Genomic DNA, 19322 nt, shown 5'->3' with positions numbered 1-19322 from the left:
GTGCCAAGACAGATAAGGCCATGAATATTGCAGTCAAACAATTGGACGGTTCCCTTTCTGATCTTATTAACAATACTCGGCAAGAAATCCTCAATACGCTTGCCCAAGTTGAGGTCAATATTGACTATCCTGAGTACGACGATGTTGAAGAAGCCACTACTGCAGTTGTCCGTGAGAAAACTAAGGAGTTTGAACAACTCTTGACCAATCTCCTTAAAACAGCTCGTCGCGGTAAAATCCTTCGTGAAGGAATTTCAACAGCTATCATCGGCCGTCCCAACGTTGGAAAATCCAGCCTTCTCAACAACCTCTTGCGTGAAGACAAGGCTATCGTGACTGATATCGCTGGTACTACTCGAGATGTCATCGAAGAATACGTCAACATCAATGGTGTTCCTCTTAAATTGATTGATACAGCTGGTATCAGGGAAACAGATGACATCGTGGAACAAATCGGTGTTGAGCGTTCCAAAAAAGCCCTCAAGGAAGCTGACTTAGTTCTACTGGTGCTAAATGCTAGTGAACCACTAACAGCACAAGACAGACAACTCTTAGAAATCAGTCAGGATACTAATCGAATCATTCTGCTTAACAAAACTGACCTGCCTGAAGCAATTGAAACTTCGGAACTACCAGAAGATGTCATTCGCATTTCAGTCCTTAAAAATCAAAATATCGATAAGATTGAAGATAGAATCAACAACCTCTTCTTTGAAAATGCTGGTCTAGTTGAGCAAGACGCCACTTACTTGTCAAATGCCCGTCATATTTCCTTGATTGAAAAAGCAGTTGAAAGCCTACAAGCAGTTAATGAAGGCCTGGAACTGGGGATGCCAGTTGACTTGCTTCAAGTTGACTTAACTCGTACTTGGGAAATTCTCGGAGAAATCACTGGGGATGCTGCTCCAGATGAACTCATCACCCAACTCTTTAGCCAATTCTGTTTAGGAAAATAAGAAATCCATGATCGTTCTTGCGGTCATGGATTTTATTGTCTTTATTAGTAATCTGGTCTTAAGACACCTGTTACAGTTGCCTTTGTAGCTTCGTAGTCACCATCTACAACAACCTTGATAATGCGTTTGGCATCTTCTTCTGGTGCTGGAACGAGAGGTAGACGAGTTGGTCCAGCCTCAAATCCCATGTAGTTCAAAACTGCCTTGACAGGTGCAGGACTTGGATAAGAGAAGAGGGCGTTTACCTTAGGAATGAACTGACGCTGAATAGCTGCGGCTTTCTTCATATCACTTTCTGCAATAGCAGTAAACATTTCGTGCATTTCATCTCCATTTGTATGAGAGGCAACAGAAATAACTCCATCTGCACCAAGATTCATAGCATGAAAAGCATCTCCGTCCTCACCTGTATAAATCAAGAATCCCTCTGGCTTATGCTCAATCAAATAAGCCATATTTGCCAAGCTGGTACATTCTTTAACACCGATGATATTTGGGTGGTCAGCCAAACGAAGCATAGTCTCAGGAGTCAATTCGACAACCACACGCCCTGGAATGTTATAAATGATAATCGGCAAATCTGAGGCATCAGCAATCGCCTTGAAATGCTGATACATCCCTTCTTGAGAAGGTTTGTTATAGTAAGGTACGATTGCAAGCCCAGCTGCAAAACCACCAAATTCTGCTACTTCTTTGACAAATTCGATCGAGTCACGTGTGTCATTGGTACCTACACCCGCAATCAAAGGAACACGTCCCTTGACAACCTTTTGTACAGCAGCAAAGAGTTCCAACTCTTCATCGTGGGTCAAGGTTGGACTTTCAGCAGTCGTTCCAGCCAGCAAAATCCCATCTGTATGGTGATCCAACAAATGCTCTATAAGGGCTGGAATGGCATCAAAGTTGATGGAGCCATCTTCATGGAAAGGAGTGATGAAGGCAGTAATGATTTTACATTCTTTTAGATCTTGGTAAGACATGAGAAACACCTCTCTATTTCAAAGAAGGAGTTCATTCGAACTCCTAAACCATTATTTCAATTCAAATTTCAGCTCAGCTGTTGGACGGACCAAACCACGCTCATGAAGCGTTTCTGCGATCTGTACAGAGTTCCAAGCAGCACCTTTGAGGAGGTTATCTGAAACAACCCACATGTGAATTCCTTTTTCAGCATCCAAGTCCTTACGGATACGACCGACAAAGGTATCTCGTGAGCCAACAGCATTGATGGCTTGTGGGTAAACTTGGTTAGCCACATCATCCTCCAAAACTGCACCTGGGAAGGCTGAGATAGCTGCTTTCACTTCTTCGATTGGCGCAACTTCTTTTGTTTCGATGTAAACAGACTCAGAGTGAGCTGACAAGACTGGAATACGAACACATGTTGCAGACACTGCGATGCTATCATCTTCCATGATTTTCTTGGTTTCCTTTGTCATCTTCATCTCTTCGTAAGTGTAATCATTGTCTGTGAACAAGTCGATCTGAGGAAGAGCATTGAAGGCGATTGGATAGTGTTTCTTATCACCACCTGAAGGCAAGATTTCCGCTTGCAAATCACGTGGATTCACACCGTCATTCAAGACTTCACGAAGTTCACGTTGTGTTTCAAGAATCGCTCCCATACCAGCACCTGAAACCGCTTGGTAAGTTGAAACGATGATACGGTCCAAGCCCCATTTTTGACGAACAGGCTCAAGAGCCACCATCATTTGGATTGTTGAACAGTTCGGGCAGGCAATGATTCCATTGTGGGCATCCAAGGCATGAGCATTTACTTCTGGGACAACCAATGGTACATCTGGATTTTGACGGAAGTAAGATGTGTTATCAACCACTACAGCACCAGCCTTAACTGCGTAGGGAGCATACTTAGCAGATGTCGAACCACCAGCTGAGAAGAGAGCAATATCAACACCCTCAAAGGCTGTTTCAGTTGTTTCCTCAATCGTAATCTCCTGATCTTTAAATTTCAAAGTCTTACCAGCTGAACGTGCAGAAGCAAGGTAACGAATTTTATCAATAGGAAGTGATGATTCTTCCAACATTTTTATCATCTGAGCTCCGACAGCACCTGTCGCGCCGACTACAGCAACTGTATATCCCATAAATAACCTCTTTCGGAATTTTCTAAAAATTTCTATAATAGATGTATTATACTACTTTTTCTAAAAATTGAAAAGCATTTTTGGGTTATATTTTCTGAAAATAAAAAATCCCTAGTCATTGACTAGGGACTAAGAGGCATCTTCATGTGATGAGCAGGTTCACACAACTCATCAAGGTCCGCTCCTGCGTTATGACCTCCTTATGCTCAATAGTAGTCCGAAGACTACCTATCGACTCATCGCAAGTTTAATTCTACTATGCTTTGCTGACTATGTCAAGGCTAATGCGGGGTAAATATAAAAAACTCTCGAATAAAAAGAGTTTTCCTGTCTAAATAATGCTAATTGCCGGGATTGAACCGGCGACCTCATCCTTACCATGGATGCGCTCTGCCAACTGAGCTAAATCAGCTTACCTAAAAAGTATACTATAGTTCTATGCTCTTGTCAAGCGCTCTCTTTTAATTTTCTGGAATGAAAAAAGCTAGATTTATCAAGAATCTAGCTTATAAACTTCTTATTTTGTTAAATCGATTCGCTGTCCCAATTTTCCGATTAGGATTGCACCAACGATAAGCGATGCAAACTCTCCAATCCCTGTAGAAAACCAAGTAAAGAAGAATGGAGCTTCAGCAACGATATGAAGTTCTGCTGCAATGGTAATCATTGAAATAGAGAATAGGATTGAAAATAAGAAATGATCTTTTCGAATCAAACCATTGAACAAATAGTCTTTCTTATACTTGCTAAAGAGCCAAACACCTAGACTAAGGAAAACTAGGGTAGATCCCCCGCCGACAAAGACATCAATTAGGCCAAAACTAAAGAAATTAGCAATCATACAACCAATCGTCACACCGATGATATATTTAGGATTGTAAAAAGCCAAAAAATTCATCATCTCAGAAATACGGAACTGGTAAGCACCGAAGCTAATAGCATTTAGTGGTGGGGTAATGGTCAAAACCACATAGATAGCAGCAACAATGGCAATATCTGCCATGTCACGAACAGTTAAATTTTTCATGTTTTCTCCTTTGGCGGTTTCCCGCGTAAAATATGCTTGGTGAAAGAAGCTAAGCACCAAGGGTTGAGTGAATCAACCTTACCAGTATAGCACAATATATGACTTTATGCTATACTAAAATCATGAAAAAACTAATAAAAACTTTTTTTGATAGCGAAATCCTCTCTTATCTATTTTTTGGTGGTGCTAGTACTTTAGTATCTATTTTATCACGTTTAGCTATCTACCATATCAGTCATCAGGAAATCCTAGCAACTGCACTGGCGAATATTATCGGTATTCTTTTTGCCTTTATCACAAATGATACATTTGTTTTTAAACAAGAGAGGAAGAATTGGCCAATTCGACTAGTTAAATTTTCCTTAGCCCGTCTCTCTACTCTTGGCCTGGACCTTCTTTTAACTTATATCTTTGTTACAACCTTTCCTGATGTTATTGGTCAGTTTGTTGAATATAATATAGATAAAGTTAATACTATTGAGACCATATTAGCACAGATATTGATTATTATTTTAAACTATATTCTCAGTAAAATCTATATTTTTAAAAAGACTAATTCTTCTCTAAAACATTAATCTTGCAATTCGTTCGATTTTAGGGTATAATAAGAATGAAATTTTGGAAAGGAATTTATGAAAATGTTAAAGGATCTTAAAGCATTTTTGCTTCGTGGTAATGTTGTTGACCTCGCTGTCGGTGTGATCATTGCCTCTGCATTTGGTGCTATCGTTACTTACATTTGTTAATGATATCATCACTCCACTTCTCTTGAACCCAGCTTTGAAAGCTGCGAACGTTGAACGTATCGCTGAACTTTCATGGAATGGTGTTGGTTATGGTAGCTTCTTGAGCGCTGTTATCAACTTCCTCGTTGTGGGTACAGTTCTCTTCTTTGTTATCAAAGGTATTGAAAAAGCTCAAAATCTTCGTAAGAAAGAGGAAGTGGTTGAGGAAGCTCCTGCTGCTCCAACTGAACTCGAAGTTCTTCAAGAAATCAAAGCTCTTCTTGAGAAAAAATAAGACAAATAAAGGATCTAGCTTAAAGCTAAATCCTTTTTTCTTTACTCTTTTGGTAACTTTCCAGCCTTTTCGAGCATTTTCTTAATCAAGTAAGGCATCTTCACATTTTCACGACCTTTTTTCTCAATGAGTTTTTTGACAAATTCTGGCATCTGAAGGTCGTCTGTCTCCTCCATGATGTCCTTGGTAGTTGCCGAAGGAGCTAACTCATCAAAGGTTTCTTCTTCTGGGAGAAAAGCTTTGAATTCTTTGTGTTCATTGGCTCTTACAGTAGCAACTAAAGCGTCAATTAAACGGCTATCCGTATTGGGCATAGGTGGGCGATGATAGGTGACACCTAATTCTTGACACAACTCATAACATTCTACATCGTTGTCAAACAAGACTTCGATGTGCTCACTGATAAAACTAATCGGGATAAAAATATAATGCTCGGGATGTTGCTTTTGTTCTCGTAAATACTCTAAGACATCTGGCTTGATCCAAGGGATTCCAATATCGCTTTCGCTCTGCCAAGTATTGGTATACTGATCTTTCATTAGACCGAGTTGTTCAGCGATTAGCTTGCTATTATCGAAAATCTGGTCGATATAAGGATCTCCATAGTCTAAGGCAAAAATGGGAACACTGTGTGCTGAAAAGATTACCTTGAAAGATTCTTCTCCCACATGATTCCGTAAAATTTTGCTAATCTCATCTGTCCAGAAGTCCAGCAAAGCCTGTTGTTGATACCAGTCCTTAATAACTAAAAATCGAATCTGCTGGCTTTCCAGAAACTTTTCATACCCCATGACTGAGTAAAAGGAATAATGAGGTTCCAAAATCAAGCAGATACATTCTTCAACACCATCAGTCTCCATCTGTTGGATGACGTCTGGGATAAAGGGGTGAGAAAATTTGTTGGCAAAGTAGATACCGTACTCCTCGCCTAAACGTTCCTTGACTAAATCAACCTCCTCACGTGTAATCCGCTGCAAGGGCGTCCCACCGATAAGGACATAGTTGTCATAGAGAGTCTGAATCTCGTGATCTTGGGGTCTAACTCCACGACGAATGTTTGTAAAGAATTCTGCTACTCCTTCAAAACTAATCTCCTCTGGAGATCCAAAGGTCATCATTAATATGGCTTTTTTCATGTTATCATCCTTATGTTATTATTTTCACTATCTATTCTATCATGAAAGAAGAAAATAGTAAACGCTTCCGACGTCTACTATTTCTTTTTGTCTTTAGTCTTTTTATCTCGTCTCATGATTAGGATGATGAGGATAAGAAGTAAGAGGACGATAAGCAGGAGTAGAAAGGCTAGGATATAAATCCAATGACTGGGAATTCCGTGATCGAAATACCGTGTTCCTACTGCTTCCCCACTCTTATCCTGCGCTACTTTTGCTGGTGCATCCGTTATTTTAGCTAAGAGGATATGCCGTCCGTTGGTAATAGTAAGGAAACAGGTGCTTAATAAAACAATCTTATCCGTTGAAGTCAAGGAAACATCTCGCTTGTACTTGGCTTTGCTTAACAGATACTGATAGTATGCCTGGTGTTCCTCATCGTTGGAACTTAAAGTTCGGTAAATCTCCGTGTCATAAGCATCTACTTCTAAAATCCCAAAAATCTCAAGCCCACGTTCTCGACCGTTATAATAGATAGAGCCATAACGGTGATTTTCGAAAAACTCTTGGTTAGCAAACTTTTGTATCTCACCAAACATGGCACCAGAGGCCATAGAGTGACCGTATATGATGGTGTTAAAGTCGGTAAAGTTGGGGTTAAAACGATAGTCTAGGAATATAGAACCTGATACAGTATAATCGCCAAAGGCATTGCGGTCAAGGTATTTGACATTGTCCTGACTCTGCAAGAGGGGATAGTCTACCTTGGTTCCATCAAGGCTAATCCAACCACAAACATCCTTATTCAAGTGCTGCAGGGTTTCAAAATCCGTACTGCTGGCATCTTTTTCAATGGGATTATAGTGATCGTAGTCGCTCGCAAGGACACTATCACCGGTAAAAAGACAGAAAAAAGCTAAAAAGAGGGATAGAATGACCTTTATGACTTTGCGACTCGTAGACATTTTAATATTCACTTCTTTCTCCTTTCTAGCCTTGAAAATAAAAGAGCAAGAGAGGCTGTCCCTTTCTCTTTTATTGGTAGTTTAGTCAGTAATGGTATCTGCTCCTTCTTTTGCTTCTCTTCTACGACGCAGGATCAAGTATAGGATGATGAGCAAGAAGATCAATAACAAGAGCAAGATAAATAAGATGATGTACCATATCCACAAAGGAATCGATGAGAGAAATCGTCCGAGCGACGAATCATCAAAGACACTGTAAGGGAATGGTTTTGATTTTTTCGTATGGAAGGTGTTCTTTGGAACCGTATCCGTAATCTTGGCAACTACGATATGTCTCCCATTTGTTACGTCTAGGAAACAGGTACTGAGGAGGATGATATGGTCATTCGGCCCCAGTGTAATATCCCGCTTGTGGATGGCAACCGAGAGTAAGTGATCGATATATTCTTGGCGCCGATCATCTCCATTAATACCTGGATTGTAGATGTTAAAGTCATAGGCGTCCACCTCGAGCATCTCAAAGATCTCAAGACCTTTTTCAACGCCATTATAGTAAATACTACCGTAGCGATGCTGGTCAAAAAACTCCTTATCAGAAAACTTTGCTACATCTCCAAACATAACCCCATTTTCTACATGGTGTCCGTAGATGATAGTATTAAAGTCTTCGAACTTGGATTCATTTCGAGCCTCAAGGAAAATAGCTCCTGTAGCTGCAAATTCTCCCTTGGAATCTTTGTTCAGGTACTTTTCATTATCTTTGGCTTGGACCAAGGGGTAGTCGATATTGGTGCCATAGACATTGATCCAACCGAGGACTTCTGGGTTGACTTGCTGTAGCTTGTGAAAGCCAGAAAAACTAGCAAGCTCATCTTTCTCACTGGTACTCACTGGTCTATAGGCTTCATACTCACTAGACGAAGCCTGAGAATAGACCTGATTGGAATCCCAAAGGGCGTAGAAACCAAAGAGAAAGACTAAGGCTGCCAAGAGAAGCAAGATATGATTTATCAACGCATCTACAGCAAGTACCAGACGCCTAGACAAACTCCTTTTTGGTTTCTCACGCTTGATTTTCATCGTTCAAACCACTTGCTTAAGCTTCTCTGCGTTTTTTAGACAAAACAACAAATCCAGCCAAACCAAGACCAATCATCAAAATGAAAGGAAGGTTGTCAATCAAGAGACCAGTAGGGGTAACGTCTTGAACACTATTGGTGATTGTGTTTTTATTTACTTTTTCACCAACAAGAACGCTGTTTTGGGTGAAATCGGCTGAAATTCTGCCTGTTTGAGTTTTAGATACTCCATTTTCCCAATAAGCAGCTGAAGCTGTATATCCCTGAGATCCTGTTTCAACCAATTTATAACGAGTACCTGCAGGAATAGTGTCAAATACTAAGGATTGGTCGTGGCGTAATGTGATTGTTGTTTCTTTTCCATATTCAAATGTTTTAGATTCATTACCAATTTTTCCTACAATAGAAGTTTTATCTTCTGTAGATGCTTTTGTAAAAGTAAGCTTGAAAGTGAAATCTTTTGATTTATCTGCAGTAGCACCTGACAAAACTTTTTTAATTACTAATGATTTAGCATTAGGATCATAATGTCCAAGGTGAGGATCGTTAGGGTAGGAATTGTTAGGATCTGTTATCTTACCAGCATTTTTACGATAGATATTTGTAAACAAATCATATTTAAACATAATCCCTTTTTCAGATGGCTTCACTTTAGCTGTAGCCTCTGTTGTATCTTGTTTAAAGTATACAGAAGATATGTACACACCACTACCACTAATTACTTTATTTTTTACAATAACATGCATTTCGTAGCTACGATTATCAAATGTCATTGAGTCAATTGCAACACCATCTTTTTGCATTGCTCTCCAACCTTCATTTTGTTTTTCAGCAACAGTGTAAACATATTCTCCAGCATGTGTGTAGGTCACATTTGCAAAAATATTTCCAGTATTTTTCTTAATACTTTTTTCACCATTTACTAAAACATCTTTTCCTGAATAATCTACTGTTTTATCTGCTATTTGACCATTTGTGGCATTGACTGTTTCATATGGCACTCCGTTATTCGAGTTACCAGTTTTGGGTTTGAAAGTAAAGGTAAAGTGAGCATAAGGTGTAGTGATTCCTTCCGCAATATTCAACACCTTGTTAATGGACACTTGTACATCTGTTTCTGTATTTGATATTGCGGTTGCATCAGAGTTTTCATCCGCAAATGTTGGCACTCCTCTAAAGACCGACAAGGCGGTTACAGCTGCAATACTTGCAGTAACTAATTTTTTAAAAAATGTTTTTTTCATGATTATTCCTTTTATTTTTAAATTTCTTTTTTCATAAATTGTCATCAAAAGCCCCGTCGTCTTAGGACTGTTACTACCTTGCCATGGGTATCCTGTATAGGAATGGTTCCAAAAGCACGGCTATCTACAGCCGTTGTTCGATTGTCTCCGAGGACAAAGAGTTGTCCTGCTGGGACTTTCATTGGGAAGGTAACCCCTTCCTTATAGAGCAGCGTTTCTTTGTAGATATCCTGCTCTTGTTGAGGAGAACCGTTGATGATGAGACCATTTTCGTTTATATCGATCGTACTTCCTTCGGTCGCAATGACACGGGCCACTCTTTCCTTGCCCTTATAACTATAGACGAGCAGATCACCAATCGAATAACGTTTATCAAGCCTATAATAGACAACCAAATCGCCATCTTTTAAGGCCGGTTTCATGCCATCGTCATTGTATCTCAATAGCCCAAAGACAAAAAAGTAAAGGGTGGCCAGTACAAACCCAACCATCAGAAGCTTACTGACTAAGTAGAGGATATCTCCCCATACACTCGGCGGAGACTTATCCCGATTGACTTGTGTTACTGTTTTCTTATGTTTCTTTTTAAGTAGCATTATTTTCTCCTATGTACCACTAGATATCCGAGTAGGATTGTAAAGAAGATTCCTCCTAGAGGAAGGATTAATCCTAACACGAGTGTACTGCTGAGGAAGTCAATTCCAGTTTCAGGTACGCTATTCTTATTATTCGTGACTGTCGCAGACTTGTCTCCATCAAGCTTGCCTTCTTGATTTTCATAGGTAACCTGATATCCACGAGCAGAGTTTGATTCCTCTTCTACGGTATAGTGACTATCGAGTGGAAGTCCATCAATTTTTATGGTTTGATCTTTGTTGAGATCAATAGACGCTCGACCATTCGTAAATTGCAGAGGGGTTCTTTTATTATTAACCGTTGCATTATAGGTTCCATTCAGTGGACTATTCTGAGCATCCCTGATGTTAATGGTAATCTTGAAGGATTTTAATAGATTGGCAAATACACCCGTAACCTTTTTTGTAACGGATAAACTTGGAAGCTTGTGATTCGTCACAGTGCTTGTTTCGTCTTTATTCAGATCCCCCTCTTGATTCTCATATGTAACGTGGTAACCGTTCGTTGATGCCGCTTCTTCTTCAACTTTGTAATGGGTTCCCCGAGGAAGATAGCTTAGAATACCTTTCCAACGCTTTCGTTTTTCGACACGGATCTCTGCTTCACCCTTCACAACAGTTATCTCTCCGAAAGTTCCATTCAATGGCTTAGAATCAGGAGAGGTTAGTTTTACCTTAATCCTAAACTCTTTGTTCAAGTTGCTTTCAGCTTCCAACACTTTCTTAATCGTCAGACTTGGTAATTGTTTATAGATTACCTTAAAGGATGGGTTAGATTCTGTACCAACATTTTTTATTTCTTTAGTAAATGCGGGAACATCAGGTGCTATTAAATCGTATTGATATCCTTTAGCAACTTTTTCAAAGTTTCTCGTTTCATTAAAGATATTTGTTCTAACATTTACATTAGTCTTTCGATAGTCCTGATTATCAGAACCTCCGTTCTTGTTCTTTTGAACCAATTTGAGTTCAACATTACTTGGTTGATTAGCTGTTATAACTGTTCTCACACCCGTTACACCCTGCCATTCAACTTCCACTGGAACCGTTAATGGATCCGAAGGCTTGAAGGTTGGTTTGTCAGAGTAATCTTTGGTCTTGGTTTGAGAGGTGCCTATTCCATAGGAATATGTGATACTGGCACCTTTATTGGAATAGAGTTTATTGACATCAGCCCCCTCAGCATCACCAGCCTCTATCTTCTTATCACCAGCGATAGCATCTAGAGCTTCTTGACTAGATGTAACTTTAAATTTTAGGACATATCTAGCGCCATCTTCCAAGGAATAATTAGGAGAAAAATTAGCCGTAACCTCCACTAAACCTTCTGAGCTTGTCTTGGTTTCAAAAGTTACTTGCTCTTTGCTTAATGTTTCACTGCTACCATCTTTCTCTTTAACGACACGAAACTCTGAGGATCCGTTTGGTAATAGCTGGACATACTTAGAAAGAACATCCTTGATGGTCACGTGGTGAATTCCCAGTGGCAGAATCTTATCAGTGATATCTTTAAAACTGTCCCGTAACTGGTCTTCATTGTTTGCGGATAGGATTTCATTAGGAATGGAAGAATTGTGGTACCTGATATAATACTGCAGACTAGTAATACTGTCGACATTGTTTGAATAACGAAATTTAATGGAATAAAAACCATCAAGTTTTGGAGCAAGACTATAGGCTAGATTATTGATAGATACATCTAAATTATTCCAGAACCATTCAGGCGCCGTTTCTGATCCATCTTGATTATTATAGTTATAAACAGTATAACCACTGTCGTTGTAATACATATTGGCAAAACCATCTGATAGAACAATAACAACCTTCTTTGCATTTGGTCTTGCACTATCTATCAATTGATTGGCAATACGAATACCCGCGCTAATATTGGTTCCTGTACCGATTCCTGATTCAGTCCCTATTGATTGACCACCAGCAATTCTCATATTACTGACCGCAGTCTTTGAACCACTAGCATCGTTATTCCAATTTAAAATTGTATCCGCATCATCCCATGGGGATACACCATCATAAAATGCTGTTCTCTCTTCATACGGCCAATACCGATACCCCCACTCCCATTTTCTGTAGTAGGAATTCCATGCTTGTTCCGCAAACTTATTATCGATTTTTCCACCAAAACCTACCATGGACAATCGATTATTTGAATTGGATAAAATCGTATCAATTAAGCCCTGACGATCTCGAGTTCCTTTAAGGGTATTTTTTAAAGCATCCAATCTTGTAATTGTTCGGCCAGTAGAAGAAGGAACATCTCTTTTATTCATACTTCCAGAAAGGTCGGCTACCAAAACAACATCTAGGGGTTCTGACTGGGTCTCCGTTCCAAGCTTGGAAGTAATATCCAAGGACAACTCATACTTGTCTTCTTGTCCTGATATCGGGGTAATTGTTTTATGAAGACTTGTCTGGGGTTCTATGGTAGAATCCGCATTTAACAGACTTATCGGAGCACACAAAAAGAGAATAGCTAACAGTGTAACTAAACGGCGCGCAATAATTTGAACTTTCTTAAAATCGAAGCGAATGTTCATTTTATTCTCCTTAACTAGAATGTACTAATATTGTTACTATATCAATCTAGGACATTTACAAGATAATTGTACAATAAAGTTCACGCAGTGTCAATTAATATGATTAATTTTATATTATATCAATTAATAAAAGAGTATGATTCTTCTTTGTCTTTCAAACTATTCTATGGTAAAATGAAAAAAGAATAAAAAAATCTCATAAAATATCAATGCATATATTTTACTCTAGAATGTCCAAAATTTCATTTAAAAGTCTATTGAATTTGAATTATTATATTTTTTCAAAATTCATGAAATTTCATAATCGTTTTTTCCTGAATAGTATGCTTTATTTTATGAGAAATAAAGGAGTTTTTATGAATTACCCGAACCTTTTAGAACGGTTTTTGACCTATGTCAAGGTCAATACGCGATCTGACGAACACTCTACTACTACTCCAAGTACGCAAAGCCAGGTAGATTTTGCGACCAACGTTCTTATTCCTGAAATGAAACGTGTTGGTTTGCAAAATGTCTACTACTTACCAAATGGTTTTGCTATTGGAACCTTACCAGCTAATGATCCAAAGCTCACTCGCAAAATTGGCTTCATCTCCCATATGGATACTGCTGATTTTAATGCAGAAGGTGTGAAGCCGCAAGTTATCGAAAACTATGATGGTGGAGTCATCGACTTAGGTTCTTCTGGTTTTAAACTAGATCCTTCTGACTTCAAGAGTCTTGAAAAATATCATGGCCAAACGCTTATCACAACTGACGGCACGACCTTGCTGGGCGCCGATGACAAATCAGGTATTGCTGAGATTATGACTGCTATTGAATATCTGACTGCTCATCCCGAAATCAAACACTGTGAGATTCGTGTTGGTTTTGGACCAGATGAAGAAATTGGTGTTGGAGCTAACAAGTTTGATGCAGAAGATTTTGACGTTGACTTTGCCTATACCGTTGATGGTGGCCCACTAGGTGAACTTCAGTACGAAACTTTTTCAGCAGCTGCTGCTGAACTCCATTTCCAAGGGCGCAATGTTCACCCTGGTACTGCTAAAGGTCAGATGGTCAATGCCCTTCAGCTAGCGATTGATTTTCATAATCAACTTCCTGGGAATGATCGTCCTGAACTGACAGATGGTTACCAAGGTTTCTATCATCTCATGGATGTGTCAGGTAGTGTAGAGGAGGCGCGTGCAAGCTATATCATTCGAGACTTTGAAAAAGATGCCTTTGAAGCTCGTAAGGAAGCCATGCAGGACATCGCTGATAAGATGAATCAAGAGCTTGGTAGTAATCGTGTTACCTTAAACTTCACTGACCAGTACTACAATATGAAAGAAGTCATCGAGAAAGATATGACGCCCGTTACCATTGCCAAAGCCGTTATGGAAGATCTAGGAATCACGCCAATTATCGAGCCAATTCGCGGTGGGACTGATGGGTCTAAGATTTCCTTTATGGGAATCCCAACTCCTAATATCTTTGCAGGTGGTGAAAACATGCATGGACGTTTTGAATACGTCAGCCTTCAAACTATGGAGCGCGCAGTAGATACCATCATTGGGATTGTATCTTATAAAGACTAAAAAAGACGAGGTAGCTCAGCTACTTCGTCTTTCTTTTTATACGTTTGATTGAGCACTTGGCTCAGACTCACTTTGTGCTTGTTTTTCATTTGATTGAGAAGCAGTTGTTTCACTGCCTTTCTCAGACTTAGATTGGCTGTCAGTTTCACTTGCTTTTGAACGAAGTTCTTGGTTCAAGCTAATGATTTCTTTAGCTAGAGTGAGGAGACCTTCTTTATCACTGCTTTTAGCTGCTAGTTGATCAAATAGGGCATCAACACGTTCAAAGTCAGCATCGGATCCTTTGTTATCCTCTAAGTACTTGTGAAGAGAGAGCAAGACATTGTAGAGTTTTTGGTAGATAATCACCGTTTGTGGATCTTGTTCTGCTTCTTTTTCTTCTCGTTTGATAGTCGCTGCAATGCGATTTAAAAGATCCTCAAGTTGTGTTTTAGCTTCGTCAAAGTCTGCATTTTCTTTTTCTGTGGCTGCTTTGATATTGGCTGCTTCTTCAGCTAGGGATTGTTTGACACCGTCTTCTTTGACACGCGCCAGAAGTTGAACGACTTTTGATAGGAGAGCATCTACTTCTTCCTTCTTGACATGGCTAACCCGCTCTTCTGGCATAAAATCACCGTAGAGTTCTTTTAGGAATTCATAGATGGCTGTCTTAGCAGTTTGACTGTCCACTTTTTCCGTATCCAGAATGGTTTTGCCTGCTTTTGTAGAAACAGGTTCTTCTTTGAGAGCTTCTTCTACTTCTAGCTTAGTTTGGTAAATAGTTGGGAATAACTTGTTCAAGTCGGTTGCTTTGAGGAAAGATTGTGACTGGTAAAGTTCCCAAGTCAGCTTGGCAACACGGTTTCGAAGTTCTTCTCTCAAACGACCATCAGATACATGTTCATAGAAATACTTGATGTACTCTACTGTTGTAACCCCTGTACGATCGCGGAAATCTTGCAAGGCTTGCAGTTTCGCTTCAATCGCATCCAACTCTGTCTCATCTTGTGCTAACTTCGCATCCTGCAAATGAAGCAAGAGATCCTTCTTAGGCAAACCATAAGTATCTGTATCCAGTGTATTGATCTTATCTACAAGGGCTTGGTATTTCTTGTCCAAAGGTGATGTTTCAACTGGAGAAACACTTTGATCCACATGGATATATTGCTTATCAAAGAGATCCAAGGCTGCTAGGTAACCAGCAGTTGAGTTGGTCGCCAGTTTTTTCATGTTTTCAGTAAATTGCCCCAAAGCAAGTTCAACCCGTCTCTGCATGATAGGTTGGTCTTTGTAGAGACTTCTACTATCTGCTAACAGTTGATCAACTTTTGAAAGAACAGTCTGCTCGTCAAAAGCTCCAAGCTGATAGCTTGATTGTAAGGTAGGAATCTTGTTTTTCAAGGCTACTTCATATCCCTTTGTCTGAACCTTAATGTAGTGATTGTGATCACCGTGAGGAATGACAAAGCTACCATTCTCAACTTGCAAACTATAAGGAGATACATTGTCACGTAAAGCAGTTGTAAAAAGTTCATTTAAGAAATCAAGTTCAGGGTCACCTGTCTGCAGCGGAATACGAACACGTTCCTTACGAACAGCATACGGGTGAATATGAGTAGGATCATAGGCTTGATCCGGGTTTCCAAAGACAAAGAATCCATTTGAAATACGAATCGCTTCGAGCGGTACTCCGTAGGTCTGTGAGATATACTTGATTTTTTCTTCATCGCTAGCATCTCTTGAGAAACTTTCCACAGTCTTGGCAAGTGGTTGAACAGGCTCAGACTGATGATTTTCTTTCAAGTGGTTTTGGGCAGCTTTAATTTGAGCATCAGTCAAATCCTTCTTAAAGAAATAATGAGCGTGATCTCCGTGAGAAACTACAAAACCTTGCTCATCCTCACTGATAACGCGTTCAGCTGCAAAGTCATGATCATGTTCTTCGTCATGATGATGGTCATGGTTCTCTCCATCGTGGTCATGATCTTCATGGTTGGTCCCCTGACTTCCATGGTTACCGTCTTGGTCATGATGATGGCCTTGCTGATCAGGATGTTCTACTGGTTTGCTTGGTTTTTCCAAAGGTGCTGGTTTCCCACTGTCACTAGCAAGTGGAATCATTCGTGCAATCTTTTCTTCCAAGGCAGAAAGCTTTGTATACGGAATGAAATGATAATGATTTCCATGAGGAATCGCTACGCCACTTGGTGTTCTGCTTGAAATCTTAGCAGGGTCAAAAATCAAGCCATCTGATTCTGCATAACGTTGCTTACTTGGAAGAGCATAGAGTTGCTGCAATAGACTCTGAAGGCTCTCTTCTGGTTTGCTTGGTGTTTCTGTTTGTTGACTAGGATTAGTAGTTTGACTGGTTCCATTTTGACTTGGACGATAGTCAGTCACACTCGGTTGTTTTCTAGTTCCAGATAGGTAGGCTTGAGCAGCTGCTAATTCGCTAGCAGACAAGGAACTCTTTGGAATGTAGTGGTAATGTCCACCGTGAGGAACAATATAAGCATCACCAGTATCCTCTATAATATCAGATGGATTAAAGATGTATCCATCATCGGTAGTATAGCGTCCTTGTGATTGTGCAAGGGTCACTGCACTGTTAGAAGTTGGTGCATCGTGAGTATGACCTTGTTTTTGGCGTTCAATTTCGTCCTTTGTACGAACGTTATCAGCATGTGCCGCATCCTTAAGGTAAACATAATACTTACCATCCACCTTGATAATGTAGCCACCTTTGATTTCATTGACAATATCAGCGTCTTTGAGTTGATAATTGGCATCTTTCATCAACAGTTCTTCACTGAAAATCGCGTCAAAAGGAACTTTACCATTGTAATAATGGAAATGATCACCGTGTGAAGTCACATAACCTTGATCGGTAATTTTCACGACAATTTGTTCTGCCTGAATATCTTCCTTTTTGCTAACTTGATCGGGTGTCTGAGTCTCTGTTTTTTGAGAGTCTTGTTTCCCATCGACATAAGACACACGGTTATTATCTTTGTTTCCTTCTACCTGGTGTTGGTTCAGTGCATAGATGCAAAGACTTAGGGAAAGGACTAAAGCCGATCCCGCCACAAGATACTTTTTCTTCATTTTCATCATCTCCTCATTTTAATTCTTCTGCAAGAACTTTCATATTTTCTTCTAGATTTTCTAAGTAAGTTTTGTCATTTTCGGGGTCTGCTTCCAAAGGATTCAGTGTTTTCAGACTAACCCCTGTTGATTTGACCAAGGTTTCAGCAACTTTAGAAGAAGCATTGCTCTCAGTAAAGATGGTTTTGACCTTATAGGTTTTGACAAATTCTTGGATTTCTGTTAGTTGTCTAGGACTTGGCTCTTGTTCAGGAGAAATTCCTGCTATACCGAGTTGTTTCAATCCAAACCGTTTAGCAAGATAAGAAAAGGCTGTGTGTTGCGTAACAAAAGTCTTTTGACTCGCTTTTTCAAAAATAGGCTGGTATTTCTTGCTTAATTCTTGAGCTTTAGAGATAAAGGCTTTGGCATTTTTTTGATAAGTTTCCTTATTGGCACTATCAAGCTCCGAAAGTTTATCCGCAATAATCTGCGCTTCTTCGCCTGCTTTTTCAGGATCTAACCAAGTGTGAGGGTCGTAAAGTGTTTTTTCATCAATACCATCACCAGCTTCTACATCTTCTAAACCTGGTACACGTTCCAAGGTCATCCCTTCAGAGGCTTCTAAAACTTTAACTTTTGATTTTTTCAAATTTGGATCCAGACTTCCCGCCCAAGACTCCAGTGTATGCGAGTGGTAGACAAAAACATCCGCATCATAAATGGCAGCAATGTCATTCGCTGAAGGTTCATATGAGTGAATTCCACTACTTGACTGAATCATCCGAACATCATTCAAGTTACCTGATACCTCTTTGACCATGGCATAGACTGGGTAAAAACTCGTTACAATCTTCATCCCTTTTGCTTCTTGTTTTTCTTTTTGACTACATGCTCCTAAGACAAGAGCCAACAAACTGGCCATCAATAATAGGATCGTTCTTTTTTTCATCATTACTCCTTAACTAGTATTTAACCATTTAATTAACTAGTAAATAGTTTATCTTTATTTACATTATATGTCAAGTTATTTTGCACGTTTTCATGAAAAAAATGAGAACTAGAACTCATATTCTGCTCTCATTTTTCGATTTTATCTTTTCTAGCTCTCCTATCCTGTTTTTAGGAGTTAGAAAATGTTGCTACGACTACTTACTCTCCCTTAACAAAGCCAATAATTTTTCAGCTTCTGCCATAATAGTATTGTTGTCTTGGGCGCCAAATAGCAAGTTATTCTTTAATCCTGTGAGAGTTTCTTTGGCATTAGACTTGATAATTGGATCCTGGATTTTCCCAAGTAAATCTTCAGCCTCTCTCACTTTTTCTTCAACCTTTTCAGTTTCAACCTGAGGTTCTTCTTGTTCCTCTGGCGATTCTTTTTCTGGCTCCTCAGTTGGTTTTGGAGACTCTGGTTTCTCACTCTGAGGTTTCTCTTCGCGAGGTTTTTCTTCCTCAGGTTTTTCTGTCCGAGGTTTCTCTACTGATGGTTTTTCCGTATGATTGTTATCAGCTTGACCATTTTGGTTTCTTTGAACATGGTCACTTGTATTTCCCCAACCACTATCTGAATGTGGACGTTCGTTTGGATGTTCAACATAGTACTTCACAGTCGCAAAGAGGTCCTCTAAAGTATAGCCCTTAGGAGCCTCATAAAGACCTTCGTCAAACCACTCAAATTTGATGTTATGGTAATGGTCATAATGAGGAATAATCAAGCTTCCGTTTTTGACTTCCACAGTATGTTGGAGATTGTAAGGCATACGATCAAGCGGCACTTTCTTGGCTGCTTTCACGCGGTTGTAGATAGCTTCTGCTCCTTTAGCCTCCGTATTTCCTGGATTCTGATGGTCTGTTGAAGGAGGAGTCAAACCTTTCTCTTTAGCATAAGCCTGGGCTGCCGCTCTTTCGGCTTCAGACAAACTATCTTTCTTAATCCAATGGCTATGGGTCATATGCGGAGTTACATAGGCATCCC

At 39.6% G+C, this 19322-nt stretch carries 15 protein-coding genes, 1 tRNA gene, 1 pseudogene and 1 riboswitch; of the genes and pseudogenes, 4 read left to right on the top strand and 13 right to left on the bottom strand.

What is annotated here, in order from left to right:
• Positions 1–956, top strand: a 956-nt coding sequence (gene mnmE / locus SORDD24_RS07785; RefSeq protein ID WP_061409310.1) for a tRNA uridine-5-carboxymethylaminomethyl(34) synthesis GTPase MnmE, incomplete at its 5' end; no start/stop codon positions are given.
• A 44-nt stretch (positions 957–1000) separates the two neighbouring features.
• Here the strand turns inward: mnmE and dapA are convergent.
• The 4 genes from dapA to SORDD24_RS07765 all read right to left on the bottom strand — a co-directional run bounded on the left by dapA (position 1001) and on the right by SORDD24_RS07765 (position 4091).
• A complete protein-coding gene (gene dapA / locus SORDD24_RS07780) occupies positions 1001–1936 on the bottom strand; it encodes a 4-hydroxy-tetrahydrodipicolinate synthase (protein ID WP_061409306.1) in 936 nt (311 codons plus the stop codon).
• A gap of 51 nt (positions 1937–1987) precedes the next feature.
• Entirely contained in the window at positions 1988–3064 is a 1077-nt protein-coding gene (locus SORDD24_RS07775; protein ID WP_061409303.1) for an aspartate-semialdehyde dehydrogenase, read from the bottom strand.
• A 339-nt stretch (positions 3065–3403) separates the two neighbouring features.
• A tRNA-Thr gene (locus SORDD24_RS07770) sits at positions 3404–3476 on the bottom strand.
• Positions 3477–3581: 105 nt separating this feature from the next.
• Positions 3582–4091, bottom strand: a complete 510-nt coding sequence (locus tag SORDD24_RS07765; RefSeq protein WP_061409300.1) for a QueT transporter family protein — start codon at positions 4089–4091, stop codon at positions 3582–3584.
• A riboswitch (PreQ1 riboswitch) is annotated at positions 4089–4185 on the bottom strand. Its footprint overlaps the gene before it by 3 nt.
• A gap of 28 nt (positions 4186–4213) precedes the next feature.
• Between SORDD24_RS07765 and SORDD24_RS07760 the strand changes: the two genes are divergently transcribed.
• Together SORDD24_RS07760 and mscL are read left to right on the top strand one after the other, a co-directional pair.
• On the top strand, positions 4214–4666 hold the full coding sequence (locus tag SORDD24_RS07760) for a GtrA family protein (protein WP_061409555.1): 453 nt from the start codon (positions 4214–4216) through the stop codon (positions 4664–4666).
• Positions 4667–4729: 63 nt separating this feature from the next.
• A pseudogene (mscL, locus tag SORDD24_RS07755) lies at positions 4730–5111 on the top strand (large conductance mechanosensitive channel protein MscL).
• A 41-nt stretch (positions 5112–5152) separates the two neighbouring features.
• Here mscL and hemH read toward each other — a convergent pair.
• The 6 genes from hemH to pitA form a co-directional block, all read right to left on the bottom strand.
• Positions 5153–6247: a ferrochelatase gene (hemH, locus tag SORDD24_RS07750; RefSeq protein WP_061409297.1), complete on the bottom strand. Its 1095-nt coding sequence runs from the start codon at positions 6245–6247 to the stop codon at positions 5153–5155.
• A gap of 77 nt (positions 6248–6324) precedes the next feature.
• A complete protein-coding gene (gene srtB / locus SORDD24_RS07745; protein ID WP_419579784.1) occupies positions 6325–7191 on the bottom strand; it encodes a PI-2 pilus system class B sortase SrtG2 in 867 nt (288 codons plus the stop codon).
• 81 nt (positions 7192–7272) lie between these two features.
• Positions 7273–8271, bottom strand: coding sequence for a PI-2 pilus system class B sortase SrtG1 (gene srtB, locus SORDD24_RS07740; protein WP_061409294.1), 999 nt, complete (start codon positions 8269–8271; stop codon positions 7273–7275).
• 16 nt (positions 8272–8287) lie between these two features.
• On the bottom strand, positions 8288–9559 hold the full coding sequence (locus SORDD24_RS07735) for a DUF7601 domain-containing protein (protein WP_061409291.1): 1272 nt from the start codon (positions 9557–9559) through the stop codon (positions 8288–8290).
• On the bottom strand, positions 9559–10110 hold the full coding sequence (gene sipA / locus SORDD24_RS07730) for a PI-2 pilus system signal peptidase SipA (protein WP_061409288.1): 552 nt from the start codon (positions 10108–10110) through the stop codon (positions 9559–9561). The genes SORDD24_RS07735 and sipA overlap by 1 nt, the downstream gene beginning before the upstream one ends.
• Positions 10110–12704, bottom strand: coding sequence for a PI-2 pilus tip adhesin PitA (gene pitA, locus SORDD24_RS07725; protein WP_061409285.1), 2595 nt, complete (start codon positions 12702–12704; stop codon positions 10110–10112). The genes sipA and pitA overlap by 1 nt, the downstream gene beginning before the upstream one ends.
• A gap of 356 nt (positions 12705–13060) precedes the next feature.
• On the opposite strand from pitA, the gene pepT reads away from it, so the two are divergent.
• A complete protein-coding gene (gene pepT / locus SORDD24_RS07720; protein WP_061409282.1) occupies positions 13061–14284 on the top strand; it encodes a peptidase T in 1224 nt (407 codons plus the stop codon).
• 36 nt (positions 14285–14320) lie between these two features.
• Here the strand turns inward: pepT and SORDD24_RS07715 are convergent, their stop codons facing one another.
• The 3 genes from SORDD24_RS07715 to SORDD24_RS11765 form a co-directional block, all read right to left on the bottom strand.
• Positions 14321–17368 carry a pneumococcal-type histidine triad protein gene (locus SORDD24_RS07715; protein WP_061409279.1) on the bottom strand — a complete coding sequence of 1016 codons (3048 nt, stop codon included), beginning with the start codon at positions 17366–17368 and terminating at the stop codon, positions 14321–14323.
• Between the two features lie 13 nt (positions 17369–17381).
• A complete protein-coding gene (locus SORDD24_RS07710) occupies positions 17382–18299 on the bottom strand; it encodes a metal ABC transporter solute-binding protein, Zn/Mn family (RefSeq protein ID WP_061409276.1) in 918 nt (305 codons plus the stop codon).
• A gap of 196 nt (positions 18300–18495) precedes the next feature.
• Positions 18496–19322, bottom strand: an 827-nt coding sequence (locus SORDD24_RS11765) for a pneumococcal-type histidine triad protein (RefSeq protein WP_231082704.1), incomplete at its 5' end; no start/stop codon positions are given.

It is taken from the genome of Streptococcus oralis (assembly GCF_001579175.1).
GTDB lineage: Bacteria > Bacillota > Bacilli > Lactobacillales > Streptococcaceae > Streptococcus > Streptococcus oralis_O.
This window is presented reverse-complemented; position numbering and strand designations above follow the sequence as displayed.